The sequence below is a fragment of the Celeribacter sp. genome, assembly GCF_048259695.1.
In the GTDB taxonomy this organism is placed as follows: Bacteria; Pseudomonadota; Alphaproteobacteria; order Rhodobacterales; family Rhodobacteraceae; genus Celeribacter.
Window position 1 is genome coordinate 358,544 of the sequence record NZ_JBLXHL010000002.1, and the last position, 22,415, is coordinate 380,958.

The following is a 22,415-nucleotide window of genomic DNA, read 5'->3' on the forward strand; positions in this document are numbered from 1 at the left end:
AGATTAGTCAGCAGCTACGATTGCTGCAACGGCAAGTGCGCCGAGCAGGAGAAGAGCAGCACCGCCACCGAGGGAGGAGCCAGCGGCTTCTTCAACGATCACAGGAGCTTCAATCATGGGCTCAGAGTAGCTGCCTGCCGAAGCGGATGCAGCTGCGAGAGCGAGAACGGAAGCGAGTACGACTTTTTTCATCACCAGAATCTCCATAAAGAAGGTATACACTCGACCACTTTGGTCAAGCTCGGATCAGATTTTGCACAAACAGCGCTTCGATTAAAGCCCTAATTTTCTACACCCTCACCGATCCTCTCGCCCTCTGTGGCCATTGTGGCACATAAATGCGTGTTTTATCGATAAAGGCGCGGATTTGTAGAAGGTTTCCCTCCGAATGCGCCGGAACGCGTCCAAACCCCACTGCTTTTTTTGGCGAGGTTTCCAATAGATACGTCGCACGGATGCGGGCCGGAGGACTGATTCTTCTGGACAGCCACGGTCGTCTCCGTCATCCAGTTGTCCTGAAAAAGGGGTAAGGTGGCATGGTCAAAGGATTTGTTTGGTTAACACTGGCCTACGGGTTGAGTCAGTTCTATCGCGCGTGCCTTGCCGTATTCGCGCCAGTCCTAGACGCCGAAATCAACCTCGGTGCGGATCAAATCTCCACCGCACTCGGATTGTGGTTTCTCGCGTTTGCCGCAATGCAAATCCCCGTTGGGTGGTTGTTGGACCACAAATCTCCCCGCGTGACGGCGGCGGTTCTGCTTTCGCTTGGCGGCGGGGGCGGCGCCATCATCTTTGGCTTGGCACAAAGCGCGTGGTCGATCTACGCCGCGATGATTCTCATTGGCATCGGGTGCTCCCCTGTTTTGATGACCTCGCTTTACATTTTTGCCCGCCTTGCGCCGCGCGAACGGTTCGGCACTTTGGTTGGTTTGGTTTTGGGCCTTGGCTCTCTGGGGAATGTTGCGGCCTCTGCGCCGTTGTCCTTTGCGCTCGCGACCATCGGGTGGCGGGGGTCGATGTTTGTCCTTGCTGCGGCAACCGCCGTTGTGGCCATCGCGATTTTGCGATTTGTGGCGGATCCGCCGCGCCTCGTGCGTGATCAGACCGCGCCCAAAGCGGGCCTCGGGGACCTGATGCGCATTGCCCCGCTGTATCCGATATTACTGATCGCGATGGTGTCCTATGCGCCGGGTGCGGGGCTGCGTGGCAGTTGGATCGGGGGCTATCTGTCCGAAGTGTACGGTTTGGATGCGGGCCAGATTGGCAACGCGACCATATACATGGCCTTTGCGATGATTGTCGGCAGCTTGGCGTTCGGGCCGATCGACCGCGTGATCAAAAGCCGCAAGGTCATTATCGCGGGCAGCGGGATCGCGACACTCGGAAGTCTGGTGCTGTTGTGGATGGGGGCGGGGACGTGGCCGGTGGCCGCAACGGTTCTCTTGTTCATGAGTGTCGGGTTCTTTACGGCGAGCTATCCGCAGATCATGAATCAGGGCCGCACGCTCTTGCCCGAGAATTTGATGGGCCGCGGTGTCACCATGATCAACCTGTTCTCGATCGGTGGGGTTGGCCTGTTCCAAATTGTTACGGCGCGCCTGTTTGCACGTACGCAACTGGCGACCGATGTGGTGGTCGCGCCCTATGGCACCGTGTTTGTGACCTTTGCTGTGGCGCTCGCGATCGGGCTTGTGGTTTACATCCTCAACCGGCGGTAATCGCCGCATTTCCGGGAGGCCGAGGTCAAGACTGTCCCCTGTGCAATCACCCGTTCGCATAGGGTCCATAATGAATTCTGCCTTTACATCGGGCCTAGATACGCTATCCCCCGCTCTTGTCATTTGGACAACAAGGAGTGACCCTGATGGGCTATAAAGTCGTCGTAGTTGGTGCCACGGGCAACGTGGGCCGCGAAATGCTGAACATCCTCGCCGAGCGCGAGTTCCCTGTAGACGAGATCGTGGCGCTTGCGTCGCGCAAATCTCTCGGCACCGAAGTGAGCTTTGGCGACAAAACCCTAAAGACCCTTGACCTTGCGACCTTTGATTTCGCGGGTTGGGATATGGCGCTGTTTGCTGTCGGTTCCGAGGCCACCAAAGAGTTCGCGCCAATCGCGGCGAAAGCGGGCTGTGTCGTGATCGACAACTCCTCGCTCTATCGCTATGACGCCGATGTGCCGTTGATCGTTCCCGAGGTGAACCCCGACGCCATCATGGGCTATTCCAACAAGAATATCATCGCCAACCCCAACTGTTCCACGGCACAGATGGTTGTGGCGCTCAAGCCATTGCATGACCGCGCCAAGATCAAACGCGTTGTCGTCTCAACCTACCAATCCGTGTCCGGATCGGGCAAAGCGGCGATTGACGAGCTTTGGAACCAGACCAAGGGCATGTATGTCCCCGGTCAGGAGGTCGAGCCAACGGTGTACCCAAAACAGATCGCGTTTAACGTGATCCCGCACATCGACGTCTTTATGGACAGCGGCGACACCAAAGAAGAGTGGAAGATGGTCGCGGAGACCAAGAAGATCATCGACACATCGATCAAGGTCACGGCGACCTGTGTGCGCGTGCCTGTGTTCGTGGGCCACTCCGAAAGCATCAATATCGAGTTCGAGGAATTCCTCGACGAGGACGAAGCCCGCGATATCTTGCGTGAATCCCCGGGTATCCTTGTGATCGACAAGCGCGAAAACGGCGGCTACGTGACCCCTGTTGAGTGCGTTGGCGACTTTGCCACGTTCGTATCGCGCATCCGTCAGGACGTGACCATCGAGAATGGTCTCAACCTGTGGTGCGTCTCCGACAACCTGCGCAAGGGTGCCGCGCTGAACGCTGTTCAGATCGCCGAGCTGTTGGGGCGTCGGGTGCTCAAAAAGGGCTAAGGTGGACGTTATAAACCGTTAAGACTTGTGACAAAGGGCGCGTTTTCGCGCCCTTTTTGCTTGACCGATTCTCTGTTTTTGTTGGTTGAGATGTAGATCCAAAGCGCTTGCGGGGAGTTTGCTGCGAATTCGAAATGCCTTTCATACACAGGGGAATTTGCCTCAATATTTTGATTTATAATGATTTTAGGAGCAGGTTCCTGAAGCTAAGGCGCATTAACTTAAAAGTTTATTCATCAGCGCGGCAAAACCGTGGCGATGATATGTTCTCCTCAACACAACCGCACCGCAGACCAAGAGGAGGTCAGGACATGTTCAGGGTAAAATTCGATTTCAAAAAACGCGTTGAGACGTCCGGCACGCATTATGCGGACACCAAAACGACCCCGGACCGGCGCGGCGACTGGGTACACGAAGAGGCCCGCCTCACCCGCGAGGACATGTGCCGCACGTTCAAGGAAAAGGCGTGGAGCTATGAGCAAGATCCCGAATTGAGCCGTTCCGCGTAATCCGTGCATCCAAAGCCGGCTGCATAGGCGATCCTTTGCCGCTTCGGGCAAGCGCCGGTTGTTACACGTAAAATTGGGTTGCACCCGATCCGAAGCCCATGAAACCTGTCCTCCAGAAAGAGGAGGACATTATGCCCCTGCATCCCCGCGTTTCATCCGCCATCGTCGCAACCCTTTTTGCGGTAACCCCCGCCATTGCTCAGGCCGAGGTCTTCACCGCGCAAAGTGTTGTTACAGCTGCGACTCTCTATCCCAACGGTGCCGAGGTTACCCGCACCGCGCATCTTCATATGCCGGCAGGGCGCCATGAGTTGCAGCTTACTGATATTCCCTATGGAAATGTTCAGGCGTTGACGCAATCGCTGCGTGCCACGTTGGAAAACGCGCAACTCGGCCCTGTAAGCGTGCGCGCGACAGCCGGACCATCGCTCGGGGCGGCGGCGTCGCCACAGGCGCAAGCCGCACAGGCCGCCGTTACGGCCGCCAAAGATAGGCTTGCCGGTTTAAAGGCCCGAAAATCCGCGGCGATAGACGAGGTCAACGCGGCGCAGGACAGTCTTGATTTCCTGAACCGTCTCAAGGCGCCCGGTGACGCCTTGCCCGCCGAGGTGGCACAGACCGCCGTCATGATCCGCGAGCAGTCCTCGGCAGCGCGTATCGCGATGGCACAGGCACAGGCGCAGGCCGATGCGATGACCGAGGAAATTGCGGAGGCAAAACGCGCCGTGGAGGCGGCGACATCGGATTTGGATCGTATCGCCGCGACAGATCAGCCGCGTGTGACCGTGACGCTTCACCTTGATGTCCCGCAGGATGCCGATGTCACTGCCGCCCTGATATATCCCGTCGATGAGGCTGCGTGGAGGCCAAGCTATACCGCACGGCTTGATACAGTGACGGGGGACATGCAGATCGAGCGTGGCGTAAAGGCCGGACAGGCCACGGGGGAGGCGTGGTTCGATGTTGATCTGATGTTCTCGACCGAGCGGCCTGACCGCCGCACCGCCCCGTCCGAGGTGTTTCCGCTTATCCGCCGCCTGTTCGACCCCGAAGAGATCCGCCCAATGGCCCGCACCATGGCCGCCGACAGCATGGAGGTTCAAGGTATGGAGGCCCCGTACGTAAAGGCGGAGCAGGCCGCGGCACCCCGGTCCTATGGTCTGAGCCTGACCTATACCATGCCGACCCGACAGACGCTCTATTCCAACGGTGAGGAGATGACAGAGTTTGCCCTGAGTACGGTCGATGTCGCCCCCAAAATCACCGTGCGTGCCGTCCCGCTCTATGAGACTGCGGGGTATCTTGTGGCGGACTTCAACAATGAAAGTGGCGAAGTGTTGCTGCCAGGTGACGTCCGGATGTACCGCGATGGGGCATTTATCGGTGAAACCTATCTCGACACCATCGCCGCAGGACAGCAGACAGAACTGGCCTTTGGCGCGGTGGATGGCATTCAGGTGTCGCGTGTGGTGCTCACCCGCAATGAGGGGGATCGTGGCGTGATCCGCAAATCCAATGACATGCAAAGCGCTGTGCGGTTGAGTGTCGAAAACCTCACGGATCGGGCGTGGCCCATCGAGGTGATTGACCGGGTGTCTGTGGCCGAACAGGACGACCTGAAGATCGAATGGACCTCAACCCAGAAACCGACCGGAATAAGTGCGGACGACAAGCGCGGTATTTTGACGTGGGTCTTTGATCTGGATGCGGCAGGGGCATGGTCCACCGAGGTGACAGAAATGCTGACGTGGCCAGACGGGCAACAGCTTCAGTAGGGGAGAGGTTACCTCCATTCTATGATAGCACATCTTTAAGACGAGCGGGGCCAAAGCGGCCCCGCTTTTTCATTTGATCTCATGCCATGTGATTCGCCCGTTTGTGCGTGGAGATTGTCGCCGCCACATTGCTGCCCGATTGCCGCCGCGAAGCTGCCCGGGGCGTGCCACGGGAGTGTACCGACTTTAACCACCCCCAAGACGGTAGGGAGAATTTTAACTTTCGTAAATTACCTATGAACGGTGTGTTTAACTATTTGAAAATTATAGAAAGTCGAAATTCGATGGGCGACTGAATCTGGCTTTATATCAAATTGATAAAACCCTGAAATTCGCCTGTGAACACTTCTGTGGTCCCATGAATCCAAGAGATGAAGCACACGTACCGAGAGGATGGACACATGATCAAGTTGTTGAAAACCGCAAAGCAAACCGTCGGCACACAGAGTGCGAGCATTCTCAACTGGGACGTGCGTTCTGATTATGCCGCCGTGGCGCCCGCCAATCACAACCTGACGCGCGCAGCCCGTGAGGCCAATGTTGTCCCGCTGACCACACACTTGTCGGAAACAGATTTCCGTCCCGATCTTGGCGCACGTATCGCAATTGCGGCCTGAGGCCTCGCACAGACATTTTGAAAAGGATCACGACCATGAATGACTATATCGCAAAAGCCCGCGCCAACCGGATCATCGCCCTGAGCCTGCACAGCAACGGGGCGACGATGTTCTTTCCCGAAGCGGAGATTGAACCGTCCAACACCCTGTCGGAATTGGAAACGCGTCGCGCCATGATGCAGGTGTCAAAACCGATGTTCGTGCGGTCGCAAAGCCTCGCCCATTCCGCCATCATCGCGACGCCGGACCGCGCGAGCGTTGCCAACGCATCAAACGAGCCGTTTATCCTGACCCAAGAGTATGCTGTCACCAACGCCGCGTAATCAGACGGGCGGGCGCCTGGCGATCAGATCTGAACGAACTGATCGCTATCGGGATCATATTGATGCAGCTCGCCCTCGCCGATGTCGGTCCAAAGCCCGTGAATGCTCAATTCGCCGCTTTCCACGGCGCTGCGCACAAACGGGAACGTCATCATGTTTTCAAGCGAAATCAAAACCGACTCTTTTTCCAACGCCCGCATCGGGTCGGCTTCATTCCGTTCGGTGACGCGCTCGTAACCCGGACGTAGAATGTCCATCCAACGCCCGACAAAGGATGATTTGTCCTCCAGGTCCGGCGCATTGCCCGAACACATGTCATGGCATCCTTGTACGCCGCCACAGTTCGAATGGCCGAGTACGACGATATGGGCGACCTTCAGGTTGCAAACCGCGTATTCAACCGCCGCCGAAGTCCCGTGGTGATCGCCGTCATCGGTGAACGGCGGGATGAGGTTGGCGATATTGCGGTGGATAAAAAACTCACCCTGATCCGCGCCAAAGATGGACGTGACGTGAACGCGGCTATCACAGCAAGAGATAATCATGGCGCGGGGGCGTTGGCCCTCGTTGGCGAGGCGGCGATACCATGCGCTGTTCTCGTTATAGGTCGTTGCCTTCCAACCATGATAACGTTGCACCATATAGGCAGGAAGCGGTTTCGCGTTCTTCATTGATTTGTCATCCCTCACAGTTTCAAAGCAATTTCATCGAATGTAGTGAAATTTTTGCGGATTTCGAGGGAGAAATGATCCGGCATTAAACCTTTTCTTGAATGCTTTACCCCAAAGTCATGTCAGTGCGTGGGGGCGCATGAATATTTGGGGTATATTATGGTGGTAGCTAAACTACGGCTAGAGGGTGAAGTCCGTCTCGATCGTGAACGACTTGATCAACTTTATGCGCAATTGGGCTCGTCAGGTGCCGATGGTGTCGTGACGCGCGCGATGGAAGAACTCGCTGTGCGCCTGGCAAAGGTGGACAGTTGTCACCGCAAGGGACAGTTGGAAGAGTTGCAACGCGCAGCGCGGTCCATGATTGCGATCTCGGAACAGATCGGAATGGTGACCTTTGCGCAGGTTGCGGGCAGCGTGAGTGCCTTGGCCACAACGGACGACGGGACCGCGCTTGCCGCGACTGTTGAGCGGTTGATGCGGATTGGGGAGAATTCTCTTTTAGCCGTGTGGGACCTACAGGGCGCATCCATTTAACAGGGGTGCGGTCGAACGCGCGGCGCAAGTCATCCTCATGTGGGGTGGGGGACTTGCCGCCGTGATCTCGATCCTGCTTGCAGGTGTCATGGGATGAACTAGGGTGGTGCAAATGCACCCAAAATGAGCCTGACCATGCCCCTGACGTTTGCCGCTACTTCTGTGACCTCTTTGCCTTTGTATCTTGTTGCGCCCGATGGGCTTGAGGCGACCAAAGCAGGGCTGAGTGCCGCTCAATCCGAATGGATCAAGGCGAACGGGTTTACGGCCGGGCTTGGCGAAGTCTGTGTCTTTCCCGACGAAAACGGGATTGCGGGGGCTGTTGCGGGCATTGGCACGCCAGAGGCGCGTAAACGGACGCGTTTTGCGCTTGCCGCTGTGCGGGCAAAGCTGCCTGAGGCAACCTTTCACCTTGAAACCGACCTGACAGACGCGGCCCTGAGCGAACAGGCCCTCGGGTGGTTGCTTGCCGGTCATGTGTTCGATCGCTACGCGCCGGCTGCGGCACCGAAAGCGCAGCTTGTCGCGCCATCGGGGGTAGATGCGACACGGCTTGAAATTATGGCGGCGGGTGAGGCGCTTACGCGCGATCTGATCAATACGCCCGCATCCGACATGGGGCCAGATGAGTTGGAGGCCGCCGCCCGCGCTGTGGCTGATATGTTCGACGCCGAACTATCGGTCATCGAAGGCGATGCGCTGCTCGCACACAACTTCCCCATGATCCACGCCGTTGGCCGTGCCTCGCCGCGTGCGCCGCGCCTGATCGAGATGAACTGGGGGAAATCCGGCCCGAAACTGACCCTCGTGGGCAAAGGCGTGTGTTTCGACACGGGCGGCCTCAACATCAAACCCGGGGCCTCTATGGGTCTGATGAAAAAGGATATGGGGGGCGCCGCTGCCGTTCTTGGTCTGGCGCATATGATTATGGCGCTTGGGGTGGATGTGCAGCTTCGTGTGTTGATCCCTGCGGTCGAAAATTCGATCTCCGGCAATAGTTTCCGCCCACAAGACATCCTGACATCGCGCAAGGGACTGACGGTTGAAATCAACAATACCGACGCCGAAGGCCGTCTTGTTCTGGCCGATGCTCTGGCGCTTGCCGACGAAGGCGATGCCGACCTGATCATCTCTATGGCAACCCTGACAGGGGCCGCGCGGGTTGCGGTCGGTCCCGATCTTGCGCCGTTTTTTGCGACGACGCCCGCGGATGCCGCCGCGGTGATCCTCGGTGCGGCCAAGTCCGCCGATCCCGTATGGCAAATGCCGTTTTGGGATCCTTATGAAAAGATGATCGAACCCGGGATTGCCGACCTTGATAACGCGCCTGCGGGCGGATTTGCCGGGTCTATTACTGCCGCGTTGTTTCTGCGCCGGTTTGTGACGCAGACGCCGCGCTATATGCATTTTGACATCTATGGCTGGACGCCCTCGGCGGCTCCCGCGCGCCCCAAAGGTGGCGCAGGGCAGGGAACGCGGGCGGTACTCGAGGCGCTCGCGGAGCTGCTCCCCCTATGACCGACCGGCGCCTCACCCCCGCCAATAACCGCGTCGCCTTGGCCGGCTTTGCCACTTCGGGTCAGGCGGTTGTTGGCGCGCAGGCCGCGGGTGTCTGCGTTCCTGTTGCGGATTTGCGTGATGCCCCCGATGGGGCCCGCGACCGGCAGGTTTTGCACGGTGACGTGTTTGACGTGTTGGAGCGCCGCGATGGATGGGCCTTTGGCGTGGCGCGCAAAGATGGCTATGTCGGGTATGTGGCGCAGACCGATCTTGGCGCGCCCCAAACCGCCACGCACATCATTTCCGTGCGGGCCACCCACCTGTACCCGACCGATGACTTCAAATCCGAAGCCGTTGCGTCCTTGCCTTTTGGCAGTCGCATCTGCGTGGTCGATGAACGACGCAGGTTTATGGAAATTGAGGGCGGGTTGTTCGTGCCAAAGCCCCACATCCGTCCCATTGATCGTCCGTTTTCCGACCCCGTTACCATCGCGCAATTGCTGTTTGGCACACCCTACCTTTGGGGCGGGAACTCGGCGTTCGGCATTGATTGTTCGGGACTGGTTCAGGCGGGACTTCTGGCCTGTGGAGCCTCATGCCCGGGTGATAGTGATATGCAAATGGATCTCGGGACCGCCGCGCAGGGTGATTATCAGCGCGGTGATCTGGTGTTTTGGGCCGGGCATGTGGCGATTTGTGTGGACGAAGATGTCCTGATCCACGCCAATGCCTATCATATGGCTGTGACATATGAGCCGATTGCCAAGGCCATTGCACGGATCTCGGCGCAGGGCGATGGGCCTGTGACAGCGCATCGGCGGCTGTAGACGGGGTTAGTCGATGGCGCGGATCAGCTTGCGATCAAAGTAGCGCATCACCACCGCCAGATCATGCCCGCGCTTAAGGACCTGCCCGTCCATCGAGATAACGGCATACATGCCTTGGCGATTGCGCAATCGGGGCCGTTTTTCGACGCGGTAGATTGGATGTTCGGCGGTGCGGCGAAAGATTGAAAAGACCGCAACATCCCGCAAAAACGACATTGCGTAGTCCCGCCAGTCGCCCGCAGCGACGAATCTCCCATAAATGCCGAGAATCAGGCCAAGCTCATGGCGGTCAAACGCGACTTTGTCGTCGGCGTGCTTTCGGGAAAATGGTGTTGGTGTCTGAATGGTCATTTTAAAAGACTGTGGCCGTTTCCTTTATAAATCAAGGGTGAATGCATTTTTGACGGCCGGGGGTGGGCGCTTGCCCAAGTTCCGACACAAAAAGACCCGCGCTTTATCCTTTTCGTTCCCCGCTTTGGCCCGCTTTACAGGCGAAACCTATACACACGGAGCGAAACGCTTTGCCCCGGTGTTGCGGTTTAACAGCCCCCACCCAGTTCGCAGCACCGGGGAATTCGCTCCACACGATCAAACTAGGCCGGGATCGCTATGTGCGTCCCGGCTTTTTATTTGTCGAGCACCCGCCATCACATGCCACGGTCATTTGCGCAGGTCTGGTGACCGTTAGCCGCACCATGCCCGAACAATATGCCCGTCCGCATCAAGGTCGATATTGGTGCGATTGAGGCGGTAGTCCTTGGTGATCATGGCACCGGGTGCAATCACCCGAACGGGATCGGGCAGATCCAGTGTTGCAATCACACTTCGGTCCTCGCCGATAAACGGCGTGACGCGATCTTTGGCGCAACTGTCGGCCGCGGGGTTTTGCATTTCCGGCAGCACGGAGGTGTCGGACGTCTCCTGTTGGCATCCGCTCAAGGCGGTCAGGGCTATGAGGCACAGGGCCAGATGTTTCATCGTGTGGTCCGGTATGCTGCGAGGAACATGTCGACAGCAGAGGCGACAATGCGGTCGCGCTCCTCGGCGTCCATCGTGAAATTCGAATCGAAGGTACAGCACAGCACAGAGCGCACTTTGCACAATTCTGCAAATTGTTCGGCGGCCAAGAGGACGTCGTCGATGGCCAATTCGCCACGCTCTATGCAGCTTTGGAGATAGGCGGCGATACGGTCGCGCACCAACATCGGGCCGCTTTCATAGAATTTGCGGCCAATTTCGGGGAAGCGGTCGCTTTCTGCGACAGCGGTACGGAAAATGGCCTGTCCGAAGTCTGATAGCAGGTAGTCCATCAATTTGCGACCCACGATGGGCAGTAGCACTTCAGGGGGTGCTGTCATGTCCAACGCGCCCGCACCCTCATCTGCCTGGCGTTTCATCTCACGGCTTGCGATTTCGATGAACAGCACGCGTTTGTCGGGGAAATAGCTGTAGAGCGTTGCTTTGGACACGCCGGATTCGCGGGCGATGTCGTCCACCGACGCGCCCTCAAACCCGTCCCGCAAAAAGACGGTGCGTGCCCCTTCGACGACTTGATCGAATTTGCGACCTTTTTTGATCTCCGCGCTGTGCACCGGTTTGTCACTCCTGATTTTGGTTAGACAATAGCGACTTAATAGCGCGTGGCAAAGCGACTTCCCGAAGCGTAAAAAGCGGCAGGCCCGAAGGCCTGCCCAGTGTTCGACAGGGATGTCGATCGTCATGCTGTGGGGAGATCTCCCGCAGCACAAGGATCAAACTAAACTGACTGGTTTAGTTGAGCAAGCAGAAACTGAACCGCCCGGTCTAGTTTTGGGCCTTGCCGGGTAAGGTGGGCTGTGTTTAATTTAGAATAGTTCTAAATAGAGGTGAGTATATGATCCCCGGCTTTGCAAACAGACGCAAATTCTCCGACCTCACGGAGCAAGAAATCCTTGCTCTCGCGATTTCGTCCGAGGAGGATGATGCGCAAATTTACCGCCTCTATGCCGAACGGTTGCGCGACGATTTTCCGGATAGTGCCTTGGTGTTCGACGGTATGGCCGCCGAGGAGGATGAGCACCGTGCCGCGCTGATTGCGCTACACAAAACGCGGTTCGGGGATGTGATCCCGCTGATTCGCCGCGAACATGTGTCTGGCTACTATGCGCGCAAGCCGGTGTGGTTGATCGAGACCCTCGGCCTTGAGAGAATACGTGCGGAAGCGCGGGCGATGGAGCAAGGTGCGGAGGCATTTTACCGTCGTGCTGCCGCCCAAACCACGGACGCGGATACCCGTAACCTTCTGGGCCAACTCGCGACCGCCGAGGCGGGCCACGACAAACGCGCGGGGGAGTTGGAGGCCGCACATCTGGGAACAGATGAACGCGCCCGCGAAGACGAAGACGCGCACCGGAAATTTGTGCTCACATGGGTGCAACCCGGTCTTGCGGGTCTGATGGACGGTTCTGTTTCAACACTGGCGCCGATCTTTGCCACGGCCTTTGCCACACAAGATACGCATACGACGTTTCTCGTTGGCTTGGCGGCCTCAGTTGGCGCGGGCATTTCGATGGGCTTCACCGAGGCGGCGCATGATGATGGTGTCATCTCCGGTCGTGGCTCGCCGATCAAACGTGGCTTTGCATCGGGCATCATGACGATGGTCGGCGGGCTTGGTCATGCCTTGCCCTACCTGATCCCCGACTTTTGGACCGCGACATTCATTGCTTTGGTCGTTGTGTTCATTGAACTGTGGGCCATCGCATGGATTCAAAACAAGTTCATGGAAACGCCGTTTCTGCGCGCCGTTTTTCAGGTTGTGCTCGGTGGCGCTCTGGTATTCGCTGCGGGGGCGCTTATCGGTGCGGGATAACCCGCATCCGTGTCCCTGAATCCAAAGGCGGCCCCGTGACGAAAATCTACATTGATGCCGACGCCTGTCCGGTAAAGGACGAGGCTGAAAAGGTCGCAACGCGCCACAAAATCATGTGCCTGTTCGTGTGCAATGGCGGGCTGCGGCCATCTGCCAATCCGTTTGTCGAAATGGTGTTTGTCCCCGATGGGCCGGATGTGGCCGACATGTGGATTGCCGATCGCGCCGGACGCGGCGATGTGGTTGTGACGGGTGACATCCCCCTCGCGGCCAAGGTGGTCGAGGCGGGCGCACGGGTGATCAAACACAACGGTGAGCCGCTGACACAGGCGAACATTGGCAATGTTCTGGCCACCCGTGATCTCATGGCCGACCTGCGTGCCGCCGATCCGTTTCGACAGGGGGGCGGAAAACCGTTTTCCAAAGCCGACCGTTCGCGGTTCCTCGACGGATTAGACCGCGCCATCCAAGCCGCAAAGAGAGACCTTGTATGACCATTGACGTCGTGATTTTCGATATCGGAAACGTGTTGATCGAATGGAACCCCGAACGGCATTACGATGCCACAATCGGGGAGGCACGCCGCAAAGAGATGTTCGCGGCGGTTGATCTTCACGGGATAAATCTTGGTATCGATACGGGCGCCCCGTTTCGTCAAACCATTGAACGCGCCGCCAAAGAAAACCCTGCGTTTCACGACGAAATCATGATGTGGTATTTCGACTGGGATAAAATGGCGGCGCCTCAAATTCCCCATTCCGTGGCGCTGCTTCGTGCCTTGCGTGCCAAAGGTGTCCGTGTCATCGCGCTTACAAATTTCGGGGCCGAGAGCTTTGAATTTGCCGAAACCAGATACCCGTTTCTGGCCGGGTTTGACAAAACCTATGTTTCCGGCCGCTTGGGCTGCGTTAAGCCGCACCGCCTGATTTACGAGATGCTCGAGGCGGGTGAGGCGGCACAGCCCGACACATTCCTGTTTGTGGATGATCGTCCCGAAAACATCGACATGGCCGCACGCCGTGGGTGGCAAACCCACCTCTTTGACGGAGCCGAAGGATGGGCCAGGCGTCTGGTCGCGGCGGGTTTGCTTACCGCAGATGAGGCGGGTCTTTAGGACAGGGCTTTTGCCACGCGTTGTCCCAACGGGATCTCTTTGATTGGCAAGTGCACGATGGCGGAAAATGCGCCAACGCCGACACCGACCCACCAAACGGCGGTGTAGTTGCCGTAGATGTCGTAGAGCTTCCCGCCAAGCCACACGCCGAGAAACGCCCCCAGTTGGTGTGAGAAAAACACGATCCCATAGAGCGTCCCCATATAGCGCAGCCCGTAAATATGGGCGACGAGGCCAGAGGTGAGCGGTACGGTGGCGAGCCAAAGCGCGCCCATCACGACCGAGAAAATAAGCACGGACGCGGGCGTAATCGGAAAGAAAATAAACGCGGCGGCCGCGATGGTGCGTGCGACATAAATTCCCGTGAGCAGGTAGCGTTTCGAGTAGCGGTTGCCCAAATAGCCCGCCATCAAGGTCCCGCCAATATTGGCCAGCCCGATGAGCGAGATAGAGATCGCGCCAAGCGCGGATGTCGAGGTGACGCCAATGGCGGCAAGCGTGCCCGACGGATCAATCGCCCCGCACATCTCGGTGACGAGAGCGGGAAAGTGAGCGGTGATAAAGGCAAGCTGATAGCCGCATGAAAAGAAGCCCAGAAAAATCAGGGTATAGCTCGGATCGCGAAAGGCTTTGCCAAGGATCGCACCGAGGCTTTCCTCCAACGCCGCCTTGGAGGCCACTTGTGGCGAACGCATCAACGGCAGGGCCAAAAGCGAGAGCAAGATTGCAGCGGCGAACAAAACAAAGACGTCCTGCCACGGCATAAAGGACAAGAACCATTCGGCAAGGGGCGCCCCGAACACTTGGCCCGCCGACCCCGCAGCGGTCGCGATGGCGAGTGACATGGAGCGGTTTTGGTCCGACGAGGCGCGTCCGACTACGGCCAGAATAACGCCAAAGCCGGTACCGGCGATGCCGAAGCCCACAAAGATCTCAAAGAACTGATGCCCCTCGGGTGTGACCGCAAAGGAGGACAGCACCAGACCCGCAGCGTAGGTTAACGCACCCAGAATGATGGCTTTGCGGTCGCCCATGCGTTCGGCGATTGCGCCAAAAATCGGTTGGCCAAAGCCCCATGCAAGGTTCTGGATCGCGATGGCCATGGAAAATTCGGCGCGGGGCCAATTGAATTCGGCGGCGATGGGAATTTGGAACACGCCAAAAGAGGCCCGGATCGAAAAGCTGATGATCATAATGAGACAGCCGCCAATCAGGACCGGCGTGAACAGGGGCGTGCGTGCGTCGGACATCTTTGTCTCCTTTGCGTCAGCAATCGTACACGGTGCGCAAAGCGTCAATCAAAACATTGGCATGGCGTCGATCATCTTTCCTTATGATCCGCCGCGCGATAAGGACAGTTATGGAGAGTTTGACCCACATATACGCGGCAAAGGTCGCATCCGGTGCCTTGACGGCGGACCCCGCCCAAGAGGCGGTATTGCCTTTGCTCGATGAGGTGCGCGATGCCTTGCGCGCGGCTCCGCGCGGCAAAAGCGGTTTGTTGTCCCTGATCGGTGGCCGCAAACCCCCGCCCCGGATTAAGGGGCTATATCTGTGGGGCGGTGTCGGGCGCGGGAAATCCATGTTGATGGATCTGTTCCACGAACATAGCCCTGTTCCTTCGCGCCGCGTACATTTTCACGCCTTCATGCAGGAGGTGCAGGCGGGTATCCATGCCGCCCGCAAACAAGGTGTCGAGGATGCGATTGCGCCCGTGGTCGAACAGGTCGCCAAAGACATTCGCCTGCTGTGTTTCGATGAAATGCAGATTACCGACATTGCCGATGCGATGATTGTGGGGCGCTTGTTCGAGGGGCTGTTCAAACGCGGCGTGACGGTTGTCACAACGTCAAACCGTGTCCCCGATGATCTTTACAAAGACGGATTGAACCGACAGCTGTTTTTGCCGTTCATCGCGCTGATCAAAGAGCGCCTGACCGTGCATCATCTGCATTCCCCCGTCGATTACCGCCAAGGGCGCCTGACCGGCACGCCGGTCTATTTCCATCCGTTGAACGATAGCGCACGGGCTGCGGTTTCGAGCATCTGGGACGACCTGACCGGTGGACAGACTGCGGGTCTGACGTTGCACGTCAAAGGGCGTGATGTGACCTTGCCGCGCTTTCACAACGGGATTGCACGGGCGACATTCTGGGATCTGTGCGCACAGATGTATGGCCCCGCTGATTATCTGGCGATTGCGGATGCGGTGAAGCTGTTGATTCTTGAAGATGTGCCGCGCTTGTCGCGGAGCAACTTTAACGAGGCTAAGCGGTTTGTGACTCTGGTCGATGCGCTTTACGAGGCAAAAGTGCGCCTTGTCGTAACGGCGGTGGATGAACCTGAACGGCTTTATATCGAGGGTGCCGGCGCGTTCGAGTTTGAGCGCACCGCCTCGCGTCTACGCGAGATGCAGGACGTGCATTGGGGGCAAGAGTAAACACCCACACACTGTAACCGCGCAACAAAAAGGCCGCCCCGATAAGGCGGCCTTTGTCAGTCTACCGGCCAGTCCGGCGGTGCGGATTATTCGTCCGCAACCGTGATTGCCGCCCCGCGCGTGTCGATCCAGGGGTGGGAGGCCAGCGCCGCGTTCATCGCTGCCGTGGCATCATCGACAAGCTGTTGGCCGTCAAAGCCCTTGGCGGTCATATCTGCAACCCATTCGGCTGTGACCTCATCGCCGAGCGCACGGATTTTCGCGGTTTCTTCCGCGCTCATTACGGCGATGGTGTTGTCACTCGCCGCGATCTCTTCGAGGCCATCTTCGTCGCCGTGATCATACGCCGCGCCGGACCATTCCGATGCCATCAGGCCCGAGTTGGCGTCAATTACGGCCTTTAGGTCGTCGGGGAGGCTGTCGTATCTGGCTTGGTTCATCGCCCAGATAAAGTAGAGGTTGTAAAGTGAACGGTCACCCGCGACATCCGTGTGGCTGTCGGTTAATTCGTCGAGTTTCAACGAGGGCGCCATTTCAAAGGTGATGACGCCGCCGTCCAACACGCCCTTGGCCAATGCTTCGGGAAAGGCGGGGACGGGCATGCCCACGGGGGTCGCGCCAAGTTTGCTCAGGAGCAGCGTGGAGGTACGGGTGGGGGCGCGTAGTTTGAGCCCCTTAAAGTCCTCGGTGGTGGCGAGTGCCGGACCTTTTTTGTGAACAAGGCCCTCGCCGTGCATGTGTGCGGCCAGAACTTTGATGTCTTTGAAATCGTCCATCAGGTGCTTTTGGGTGAACTCCCACGCGGCGATGGAGGCCAGTTCGCCGGATTTCGCCGTCATAAACGGCAACTCCATTGCTTCGACTTCGGGGAAGCGTCCGGGTTGATAGCCGGGAATGACCCAACCGCCGTCAATCGCACCATCGCGGATGAGGTCATATTGATCCGGGGCTTTGCCGCCGAGTTGCATCAGGGGATACATCTCGATTTTGATCCGCCCACCGGATTCTTTTTCGATCTTATCGGCCCAAGGTTGCATGAAATACATCGGCGATCCCGACGCGGGAGACACGAAATGCTGAAAGCGGAGTGTGACCTCTTGGGCATAGGCGCCAATGGTTGTGGTCGTCGCGGTCAGGGCCGCAAGGGCCACGGATTTCAAAAGCATGGTCATGGGCAAGCCTCCTTTAAGGCTGGGGCGGTGGGCGGTTGACCCTCCGTCAATTCTTAAGTGGGGACTGGCTACCCCAGTTGCAAGCAATTCGCAACTGGGAATAGGTAAATTTATCTGACCCTTCGGTCAAATATCTGATTTGGTGGAACTTTCGTGAGATCCGCCGCGATCAGCGTCACACGTTATAGGTCGGGTGAAACCGCCCTGTCGGGGAGAGCGTGAAAATCTCGAACCCGTCTGCGGTCACACCGATCGAGTGTTCGAACTGTGCGGACAGCGATTTGTCACGGGTTACGGCGGTCCAGTCGTCTGCCAGAACTTTGGTCTCGGGGCGGCCAAGGTTGATCATCGGCTCGATGGTGAAAAACATGCCCTCTTCGAGGACGGGACCCTGACCTGTCCGACCGTAGTGCAACACATTGGGCGGCGCATGAAAGACACGCCCCAGACCGTGGCCGCAAAAATCGCGTACGACCGACATGCGTTGTGCTTCGGCGTAGGTCTGGATGGCATGGCCGATGTCGCCGAACGTATTGCCCGGCTTGACCATTTCGATGCCCTTGAACAACGCGTCATGCGTCACCTGGATCAGGCGCTCGGATTTACGCGACAGCTTGCCCGCAACATACATCCGTGAACTGTCTCCGAACCAACCGTCTTTGATCACGGTGATGTCGATATTGACGATGTCGCCGTCTTTGAATTTCTTGGCACCCGGGATGCCGTGGCAAACGACGTGATTGATGGAAATACAGGTCGCGTGTTTGTAGCCTTTGTAGCCGATCGTGGCCGACGTGGTGCCAAGTTCGCCCACGCGCCGCTCGACAAAGGCGTCTACCTCCTCTGTTGTCGCACCGGGGATGACGAGATCCGCAACCTCGTCCAGAATCTGTGCTGTGATCTGGCCTGCGGCGCGCATGCCGGCAAAGTCCGATGCCTCGTGGATTCGAATACCGTCTTTGGTGATGCGGCCGTGATGCGTGTCGTCCAAAACTCTCTCCATTCGCTTTGTGCTCCCATATAGTCCTTTGTATCAAAAAGGGCTAGGGGCGGCGGATCACAACAGGCGGACCGGTGCAGGGCCGATTGTCACGGCCTCGGGAGAGGCCTGAACGGCAAAGGCCATGATGGTAACACCTGCCGCGCGTGCGGCTGTTTCGGCGGCGGCGTAAGTCGGGTCAATATCGGCGGCGGGGTGAAATCGGTCGCAATCCGTGCGGCTCACGAGATAGAGCATGACCGCGCGGTCGCCTTCGCTCACCCGTGCGGACAATTCGCCCAGATGCTTGGCCCCGCGTACCGTTTTACTATCGGGAAATTCGGCCAACCCCGCCTCGCGGCTCAGCGTTACGGATTTCACCTCAACCCATATTCTGGCGCCATTTTGTGTGACCAGAAAGTCTGCGCGGGATTTTTCGCCATAGGGAACTTCGGCGCGTACCTCGCCCTCGAGGCCCGGGATCAATTGCGCTTTCAGAGCTTCGTGCACCACGCGATTGGCGATGCCTGTGTCGACAACAACCGTCGCGCCCGCGACCTCGACAAGGCGCAGCCCGTATTTCAATTTCTTTTTGGGATCCTCATTGGGTTCGACCCAGACGCGCAACCCCGCATCCGCCAGTCCCGTCATGGATCCGGGGTTCGGGCAATGGGCCGTTACCTCGCGCCCGTCAGACAGACGGATATCGGCGAGGAAGCGTTTGTAACGGCGGATGAGCGTCGCAGGGACGAGTTCGGTTTGAAAGCGCATGGCGACAGCCCTATACCGAAACGTAAGCGCATCTCAAGGAGAGACACATGTCCGCACCGACACCCAACCCGACCGCAGCTATTCTTATCATTGGCGATGAAATCCTGTCCGGGCGTACGCGGGACGCAAATATGTACTACCTCGCGGGGGAATTGACCAAACTGGGGATCGACCTCAAAGAGGCGCGGGTGGTGTCTGATGACAAAGATGCGATCGTGGCGGCGGTTCGGGCGCTTTCGGGCCGCTATGATCATGTGTTCACATCGGGCGGCATCGGACCAACCCACGACGACATCACCGCCGATTGCGTGGGCGCCGCGTTCGGCGTGGCAATCGGGGTGCGCGATGACGCCCGTGCGCTTCTGGCTGCGCATTACGCCGCCCGTGGGGCGGAGTTTAACGAGGCGCGTCTGCGCATGGCGCGTATTCCCGACACGGCGACCCTGATCGAAAACCCTGTCTCCATTGCGCCTGGGTTTACGATTCAAAACGTTCACGTCATGGCGGGTGTCCCGAATATCTTTCAGGCGATGGTGGCGTCTGTTGTGCCAACCCTGACGGGCGGGTCGCCCCTGTTGTCACAGACCTACCGCATCGACCGTCCCGAAAGCACGGTGGCCGGACCCTTGGGCGCGTTGGCCGCGCGATACCCCGACCTGTCAATGGGATCCTACCCGTTTACCCGTGATGGCGCCTTTGGCACCAATATCGTGATTCGTGGCGTCAACGGCACGGATGTGGAGGCGGCGATGATCGAACTGGCCGTATTGTTTCCACAAGAATGATCGGTGGTGACAGCCTTTGGGCGGCGTTCGAGGCCACGTGGCCCCCCGCCTCACGCGACCTCTTTGGTCCGTTTGTCTGGCGCGATGGTGCGGGCGGCGGGCAACGCGTGTCTGCGGCCAGTGTGCGTGCTGCGGGCGCGGCTGCGCCGGCGGTGTCAAATGCCGACCTTGACCGGATCGAAGCGCGCTTTGCAGCGCACTCCCGCAGCCCCCTGTTTCAAGTGAGGCCCGGGGATGACGCCCTGGACACTTTACTCGCGGCGCGACAGTACACGGTGGGGGATCCGACCATAACGATGCTCGCGCCAATTGATCGTATCCCTGTGGGCGGTGCGACCAAGGTCTACACAAGTTGGCCCCCCGTTGTGGTTCAGCGCGAAATCTGGGCGGCGGGTGGTGTGGATGCCGCACGGATTGCGGTGATGGAGCGCGTCACCTGTCCCAAAACGACATTGCTTGCCCGCCTCGGGGATGCGCCCGCGGGGGCGGGGTTTGTGGCGGTACACAACGGGGTGGCGGTGATCCATGCGTTGGAGGTCGCCGAGGCAGCCCGTAGGCAGGGTATGGCCCGCGCGATGTTTCTCATGGCGGCGCATTGGGCGCGCAGCGAGGGGGCAACGCATATCGCACTTCAGGTGACACAGGCGAATGCGGCGGCGCGGGCGCTGTATTCTTCGCTTGGAATGGTTGCCGTGGGACAGTACCACTACCGCAAAAGGAGCCTGTCCCCGCGTGAAACGTAATCTTGGTGTCCCTACCGTTATCCTGTCGGTTCTGTCGGCGTGGCTCGCCGTCTCTGCGGTGGCTTTGGACCTGCCGGCATCGGCGCTTTTGACTGCGTCCAACGTTCAGACAAAAGAAACGGTGTTTCCGGTTACGGCGTTTCATAACGGCACGGCGACCTTTGACACGGCAAAGGGCCAGATCACCAAGCGGTCGTACAAGGTCGCAGGATCAAGCCTCACCAGTTTCCAACTGATCGAACCGATCAAGGCGCAATTGCAAGCTGACGGCTTTTCCATCGCGTTCGCCTGTGCCGATACGGTCTGTGGTGGTTATGATTTCCGCTACGCGCTTGACCTCCTGCCGCCGCCCCACATGTTCGTCGATCTCGGCGACTTTCAATATATTCTCGCCATCCACGATGACGGGCGCCGCGTGTCGGTTGTCACGAGCCGCGCAGCACAGGCGGGGTTCATCCAACTGACCACTGTCACGCCAAAAGGCGGCGTGATTGCCGATACCCCGAGGGCCACCATTCCGATGGTGCAGGTCAACCCGACATCCGATTTACCGTTGATTGCGCAGCTTACCGAGGTGGGGCATGTTCCGCTTGATGATCTGGCGTTTGAAACGGGGTCGGCGCAGCTTGGTGCGGGGCCGTTTGCATCGCTGTCGACATTGGCGGGGTATTTGCGCGATACGCCCGATGCACGGGTCGTTTTGGTCGGTCACACCGATAACGTGGGCGGATTGGCGGGCAATGTGACCTTGTCAAAGCAACGTGCGGCCTCGGTGCGGGCGCGATTGATCGACGCGCATGGCGTTGAGGCGGAGCAACTTGGCGCGGATGGCGTCGGGTATCTTGCGCCGCGCACGACCAATGCCACGACAGTAGGGCGGAACTCGAACAGACGGGTCGAAGCGATACTCGCCCCGACCCGGTAACTGTGCAGGTTTGTGGTCTTTTGTGTCGTCACATTACCACTTGTTCGGGCCTTTTTCGGCAAAAGAATGCACGAGGAAGTCGATGAAGGCGCGCACTTTCGGCTGCGTAAACCGACCCGGTGGGTAGACGGCATAGATGCCTTGGGTCTCTGCCGGCAGATCGGGAATAGCTTCCTCGATCAAGCCCTTTTCCAACGCATCCGCGTAAAGGAACGATGGCAAATAGGCGATGCCAAGACCGGAAATGGCAGCATTCAAAAGCGATTGACCATCGTTGACGGTCAGCCAGCCTGCGGTGCGCACCTGACGTTTTTCGCCTGATGGAGCTGTGAGTTTCCACACCGCGGAGTTCGCCTGATTGCCGTAATGCAGCAACTTGTGGTCGTTCAGATCGTCGATCTTTTGCGGACGACCGTATTTCTGGAAATACGACGGCGAGCCGACCATCATTTTGGTTGTTTCGGTCAGTTTGCGCGCGCGTAGGGTGCTGTCTTCCAGCTCACCGATGCGAATGGCCATGTCGAAGCCTTCGGAAATCAGTTCGACATAGCGGTTGTTCAGGACCATGTTCACGTTGATGTCGGGGAACTCCGATAGGAAATCGCCGAGCACGGGAGACAGGTGGTTGACGCCAAAATCCGTTGCAACCGAGATGCGCAACAGGCCCGATGGGTCCGACTGCATCGAGCTGACAAGTGCGTCCGCTTCGCCGGCGTCATTGAGGACGCGGCGGGCGCGATCGTAATAGGCCAGACCAATTTCGGTCGGGCTCACACGGCGCGTTGTTCTGTTGAGAAGGCGCGCCCCGAGGCGGGCCTCAAGCGAGGAAACGTGCTTGGATACGGCAGATTTTGAAATCCCCATTTTCTTCGCAGCGTCTGTAAAGCCGCCCTGGTCTACGACCGTGGCAAAGGCTTCCATTTCTGTCAATCTGTCCATGTGTTCTACCTGCAGTACCTTCCTAATTGCAGATGAACATGCCGCTCAAT

26 protein-coding genes are annotated in these 22,415 nt (G+C 58.3%); 16 read left to right on the forward strand and 10 right to left on the reverse strand.

Translation table 11 applies throughout. From position 1 onward, the window contains the following. Positions 1-3 precede the first annotated feature (3 nt). Entirely contained in the window at positions 4-192 is a 189-nt protein-coding gene (locus ACN0Q0_RS05245; protein ID WP_417242452.1) for a hypothetical protein, read from the reverse strand. A 344-nt stretch (positions 193-536) separates the two neighbouring features. Here ACN0Q0_RS05245 and ACN0Q0_RS05250 point away from each other — a divergent pair, with 344 nt between their 5' ends. The 6 genes from ACN0Q0_RS05250 (at position 537) to ACN0Q0_RS05275 (ending at position 6,111) form a co-directional block, all read left to right on the forward strand. Then, on the forward strand, positions 537-1,718 hold the full coding sequence (locus ACN0Q0_RS05250; RefSeq protein ID WP_417242320.1) for an MFS transporter: 1,182 nt from the start codon (positions 537-539) through the stop codon (positions 1,716-1,718). A 146-nt stretch (positions 1,719-1,864) separates the two neighbouring features. Then, entirely contained in the window at positions 1,865-2,887 is a 1,023-nt protein-coding gene (locus ACN0Q0_RS05255) for an aspartate-semialdehyde dehydrogenase (RefSeq protein ID WP_417242321.1), read from the forward strand. A gap of 311 nt (positions 2,888-3,198) precedes the next feature. Next, a complete protein-coding gene (locus ACN0Q0_RS05260; RefSeq protein ID WP_417242322.1) occupies positions 3,199-3,396 on the forward strand; it encodes a hypothetical protein in 198 nt (65 codons plus the stop codon). Positions 3,397-3,527: 131 nt separating this feature from the next. Then, on the forward strand, positions 3,528-5,171 hold the full coding sequence (locus ACN0Q0_RS05265) for a DUF4139 domain-containing protein (protein WP_417242323.1): 1,644 nt from the start codon (positions 3,528-3,530) through the stop codon (positions 5,169-5,171). A gap of 401 nt (positions 5,172-5,572) precedes the next feature. Beyond that, positions 5,573-5,788 (forward strand): hypothetical protein, encoded by a 216-nt coding sequence (locus ACN0Q0_RS05270; protein ID WP_417242324.1) that lies wholly within the window; start codon positions 5,573-5,575, stop codon positions 5,786-5,788. 35 nt (positions 5,789-5,823) lie between these two features. Then, the gene (locus ACN0Q0_RS05275; protein ID WP_417242325.1) at positions 5,824-6,111 is read left to right on the forward strand and encodes a hypothetical protein; all 288 of its coding nucleotides are present in this window, start codon (positions 5,824-5,826) and stop codon (positions 6,109-6,111) included. Between the two features lie 23 nt (positions 6,112-6,134). Here the strand turns inward: ACN0Q0_RS05275 and ACN0Q0_RS05280 are convergent, their stop codons facing one another. Continuing rightward, complete coding sequence (locus tag ACN0Q0_RS05280; protein WP_417242326.1) at positions 6,135-6,782, reverse strand: carbonic anhydrase; 648 nt, start codon at positions 6,780-6,782, stop codon at positions 6,135-6,137. A gap of 159 nt (positions 6,783-6,941) precedes the next feature. On the opposite strand from ACN0Q0_RS05280, the gene ACN0Q0_RS05285 reads away from it, so the two are divergent. The 3 genes from ACN0Q0_RS05285 (at position 6,942) to ACN0Q0_RS05295 (ending at position 9,646) form a co-directional block, all read left to right on the forward strand. Beyond that, positions 6,942-7,319: a hypothetical protein gene (locus ACN0Q0_RS05285; protein WP_417242327.1), complete on the forward strand. Its 378-nt coding sequence runs from the start codon at positions 6,942-6,944 to the stop codon at positions 7,317-7,319. Positions 7,320-7,454: 135 nt separating this feature from the next. Continuing rightward, positions 7,455-8,837, forward strand: coding sequence for a leucyl aminopeptidase family protein (locus ACN0Q0_RS05290; RefSeq protein ID WP_417242328.1), 1,383 nt, complete (start codon positions 7,455-7,457; stop codon positions 8,835-8,837). Continuing rightward, positions 8,834-9,646, forward strand: a complete 813-nt coding sequence (locus ACN0Q0_RS05295) for an NlpC/P60 family protein (protein ID WP_417242329.1) — start codon at positions 8,834-8,836, stop codon at positions 9,644-9,646. The genes ACN0Q0_RS05290 and ACN0Q0_RS05295 overlap by 4 nt, the downstream gene beginning before the upstream one ends. Positions 9,647-9,652: 6 nt before the next feature. Here ACN0Q0_RS05295 and ACN0Q0_RS05300 read toward each other — a convergent pair whose 3' ends face one another. From ACN0Q0_RS05300 to ACN0Q0_RS05310, 3 genes are all read right to left on the reverse strand, one after another. Next, entirely contained in the window at positions 9,653-9,997 is a 345-nt protein-coding gene (locus tag ACN0Q0_RS05300) for a DUF2794 domain-containing protein (protein ID WP_417242330.1), read from the reverse strand. A gap of 333 nt (positions 9,998-10,330) precedes the next feature. Further along, positions 10,331-10,624: an I78 family peptidase inhibitor gene (locus ACN0Q0_RS05305; protein WP_417242331.1), complete on the reverse strand. Its 294-nt coding sequence runs from the start codon at positions 10,622-10,624 to the stop codon at positions 10,331-10,333. Beyond that, the gene (locus tag ACN0Q0_RS05310) at positions 10,621-11,238 is read right to left on the reverse strand and encodes a TetR/AcrR family transcriptional regulator (RefSeq protein ID WP_417242332.1); all 618 of its coding nucleotides are present in this window, start codon (positions 11,236-11,238) and stop codon (positions 10,621-10,623) included. The genes ACN0Q0_RS05305 and ACN0Q0_RS05310 overlap by 4 nt, the downstream gene beginning before the upstream one ends. A 281-nt stretch (positions 11,239-11,519) precedes the next feature. Between ACN0Q0_RS05310 and mbfA the strand changes: the two genes are divergently transcribed. The 3 genes from mbfA to ACN0Q0_RS05325 are packed head-to-tail and all read left to right on the forward strand — an operon-like array spanning position 11,520 to position 13,611. Further along, positions 11,520-12,497 carry an iron exporter MbfA gene (gene mbfA / locus ACN0Q0_RS05315; RefSeq protein ID WP_417242333.1) on the forward strand — a complete coding sequence of 326 codons (978 nt, stop codon included), beginning with the start codon at positions 11,520-11,522 and terminating at the stop codon, positions 12,495-12,497. 35 nt (positions 12,498-12,532) lie between these two features. After that, positions 12,533-12,991, forward strand: coding sequence for a YaiI/YqxD family protein (locus ACN0Q0_RS05320; RefSeq protein WP_417242334.1), 459 nt, complete (start codon positions 12,533-12,535; stop codon positions 12,989-12,991). Beyond that, complete coding sequence (locus ACN0Q0_RS05325) at positions 12,988-13,611, forward strand: HAD family hydrolase (protein WP_417242335.1); 624 nt, start codon at positions 12,988-12,990, stop codon at positions 13,609-13,611. Before ACN0Q0_RS05320 ends, ACN0Q0_RS05325 begins: the two co-directional genes overlap by 4 nt. Here the strand turns inward: ACN0Q0_RS05325 and ACN0Q0_RS05330 are convergent. Continuing rightward, positions 13,608-14,861: an MFS transporter gene (locus ACN0Q0_RS05330; RefSeq protein ID WP_417242336.1), complete on the reverse strand. Its 1,254-nt coding sequence runs from the start codon at positions 14,859-14,861 to the stop codon at positions 13,608-13,610. The two genes, ACN0Q0_RS05325 and ACN0Q0_RS05330, sit on opposite strands and share 4 nt — an antisense overlap. 110 nt (positions 14,862-14,971) lie before the next feature. On the opposite strand from ACN0Q0_RS05330, the gene zapE reads away from it, so the two are divergent. After that, complete coding sequence (gene zapE, locus ACN0Q0_RS05335) at positions 14,972-16,051, forward strand: cell division protein ZapE (protein ID WP_417242337.1); 1,080 nt, start codon at positions 14,972-14,974, stop codon at positions 16,049-16,051. Positions 16,052-16,137: 86 nt separating this feature from the next. Here the strand turns inward: zapE and ACN0Q0_RS05340 are convergent, their stop codons facing one another. The 3 genes from ACN0Q0_RS05340 to sfsA form a co-directional block, all read right to left on the reverse strand. Next, positions 16,138-17,223 (reverse strand): TRAP transporter substrate-binding protein, encoded by a 1,086-nt coding sequence (locus ACN0Q0_RS05340; protein WP_417242338.1) that lies wholly within the window; start codon positions 17,221-17,223, stop codon positions 16,138-16,140. A gap of 175 nt (positions 17,224-17,398) precedes the next feature. Further along, positions 17,399-18,226 (reverse strand): type I methionyl aminopeptidase, encoded by an 828-nt coding sequence (gene map, locus ACN0Q0_RS05345; protein ID WP_417242339.1) that lies wholly within the window; start codon positions 18,224-18,226, stop codon positions 17,399-17,401. A gap of 54 nt (positions 18,227-18,280) precedes the next feature. Further along, the gene (gene sfsA / locus ACN0Q0_RS05350; protein WP_417242340.1) at positions 18,281-18,973 is read right to left on the reverse strand and encodes a DNA/RNA nuclease SfsA; all 693 of its coding nucleotides are present in this window, start codon (positions 18,971-18,973) and stop codon (positions 18,281-18,283) included. Positions 18,974-19,020: 47 nt separating this feature from the next. Here sfsA and ACN0Q0_RS05355 point away from each other — a divergent pair, with 47 nt between their 5' ends. From ACN0Q0_RS05355 to ACN0Q0_RS05365, 3 genes are read left to right on the forward strand one after another with little or no spacing between them, the layout of a single operon-like run. Continuing rightward, positions 19,021-19,758 carry a competence/damage-inducible protein A gene (locus ACN0Q0_RS05355; RefSeq protein ID WP_417242341.1) on the forward strand — a complete coding sequence of 246 codons (738 nt, stop codon included), beginning with the start codon at positions 19,021-19,023 and terminating at the stop codon, positions 19,756-19,758. Further along, entirely contained in the window at positions 19,755-20,501 is a 747-nt protein-coding gene (locus tag ACN0Q0_RS05360) for a GNAT family N-acetyltransferase (protein ID WP_417242342.1), read from the forward strand. Before ACN0Q0_RS05355 ends, ACN0Q0_RS05360 begins: the two co-directional genes overlap by 4 nt. Then, positions 20,491-21,426, forward strand: coding sequence for an OmpA family protein (locus ACN0Q0_RS05365; RefSeq protein WP_417242343.1), 936 nt, complete (start codon positions 20,491-20,493; stop codon positions 21,424-21,426). Before ACN0Q0_RS05360 ends, ACN0Q0_RS05365 begins: the two co-directional genes overlap by 11 nt. A 33-nt stretch (positions 21,427-21,459) precedes the next feature. Here ACN0Q0_RS05365 and ACN0Q0_RS05370 read toward each other — a convergent pair whose 3' ends face one another. Then, positions 21,460-22,365, reverse strand: a complete 906-nt coding sequence (locus ACN0Q0_RS05370) for a LysR family transcriptional regulator (RefSeq protein ID WP_417242344.1) — start codon at positions 22,363-22,365, stop codon at positions 21,460-21,462. Positions 22,366-22,415: the final 50 nt, after the last annotated feature.

Coding starts and splice junctions, on each gene's coding strand:
- ACN0Q0_RS05245 (WP_417242452.1), bottom strand. CDS start 192: ATGAAAAAAGTCGTACTCGCTTCCGTTCTCGCTCTCGCAGCTGCATCC.
- ACN0Q0_RS05250 (WP_417242320.1), top strand. CDS start 537: ATGGTCAAAGGATTTGTTTGGTTAACACTGGCCTACGGGTTGAGTCAG.
- ACN0Q0_RS05255 (WP_417242321.1), top strand. CDS start 1,865: ATGGGCTATAAAGTCGTCGTAGTTGGTGCCACGGGCAACGTGGGCCGC.
- ACN0Q0_RS05260 (WP_417242322.1), top strand. CDS start 3,199: ATGTTCAGGGTAAAATTCGATTTCAAAAAACGCGTTGAGACGTCCGGC.
- ACN0Q0_RS05265 (WP_417242323.1), top strand. CDS start 3,528: ATGCCCCTGCATCCCCGCGTTTCATCCGCCATCGTCGCAACCCTTTTT.
- ACN0Q0_RS05270 (WP_417242324.1), top strand. CDS start 5,573: ATGATCAAGTTGTTGAAAACCGCAAAGCAAACCGTCGGCACACAGAGT.
- ACN0Q0_RS05275 (WP_417242325.1), top strand. CDS start 5,824: ATGAATGACTATATCGCAAAAGCCCGCGCCAACCGGATCATCGCCCTG.
- ACN0Q0_RS05280 (WP_417242326.1), bottom strand. CDS start 6,782: ATGAAGAACGCGAAACCGCTTCCTGCCTATATGGTGCAACGTTATCAT.
- ACN0Q0_RS05285 (WP_417242327.1), top strand. CDS start 6,942: ATGGTGGTAGCTAAACTACGGCTAGAGGGTGAAGTCCGTCTCGATCGT.
- ACN0Q0_RS05290 (WP_417242328.1), top strand. CDS start 7,455: ATGCCCCTGACGTTTGCCGCTACTTCTGTGACCTCTTTGCCTTTGTAT.
- ACN0Q0_RS05295 (WP_417242329.1), top strand. CDS start 8,834: ATGACCGACCGGCGCCTCACCCCCGCCAATAACCGCGTCGCCTTGGCC.
- ACN0Q0_RS05300 (WP_417242330.1), bottom strand. CDS start 9,997: ATGACCATTCAGACACCAACACCATTTTCCCGAAAGCACGCCGACGAC.
- ACN0Q0_RS05305 (WP_417242331.1), bottom strand. CDS start 10,624: ATGAAACATCTGGCCCTGTGCCTCATAGCCCTGACCGCCTTGAGCGGA.
- mbfA (WP_417242333.1), top strand. CDS start 11,520: ATGATCCCCGGCTTTGCAAACAGACGCAAATTCTCCGACCTCACGGAG.
- ACN0Q0_RS05325 (WP_417242335.1), top strand. CDS start 12,988: ATGACCATTGACGTCGTGATTTTCGATATCGGAAACGTGTTGATCGAA.
- ACN0Q0_RS05330 (WP_417242336.1), bottom strand. CDS start 14,861: ATGTCCGACGCACGCACGCCCCTGTTCACGCCGGTCCTGATTGGCGGC.
- zapE (WP_417242337.1), top strand. CDS start 14,972: ATGGAGAGTTTGACCCACATATACGCGGCAAAGGTCGCATCCGGTGCC.
- ACN0Q0_RS05340 (WP_417242338.1), bottom strand. CDS start 17,223: ATGACCATGCTTTTGAAATCCGTGGCCCTTGCGGCCCTGACCGCGACG.
- map (WP_417242339.1), bottom strand. CDS start 18,226: ATGGAGAGAGTTTTGGACGACACGCATCACGGCCGCATCACCAAAGAC.
- sfsA (WP_417242340.1), bottom strand. CDS start 18,973: ATGCGCTTTCAAACCGAACTCGTCCCTGCGACGCTCATCCGCCGTTAC.
- ACN0Q0_RS05355 (WP_417242341.1), top strand. CDS start 19,021: ATGTCCGCACCGACACCCAACCCGACCGCAGCTATTCTTATCATTGGC.
- ACN0Q0_RS05360 (WP_417242342.1), top strand. CDS start 19,755: ATGATCGGTGGTGACAGCCTTTGGGCGGCGTTCGAGGCCACGTGGCCC.
- ACN0Q0_RS05370 (WP_417242344.1), bottom strand. CDS start 22,365: ATGGACAGATTGACAGAAATGGAAGCCTTTGCCACGGTCGTAGACCAG.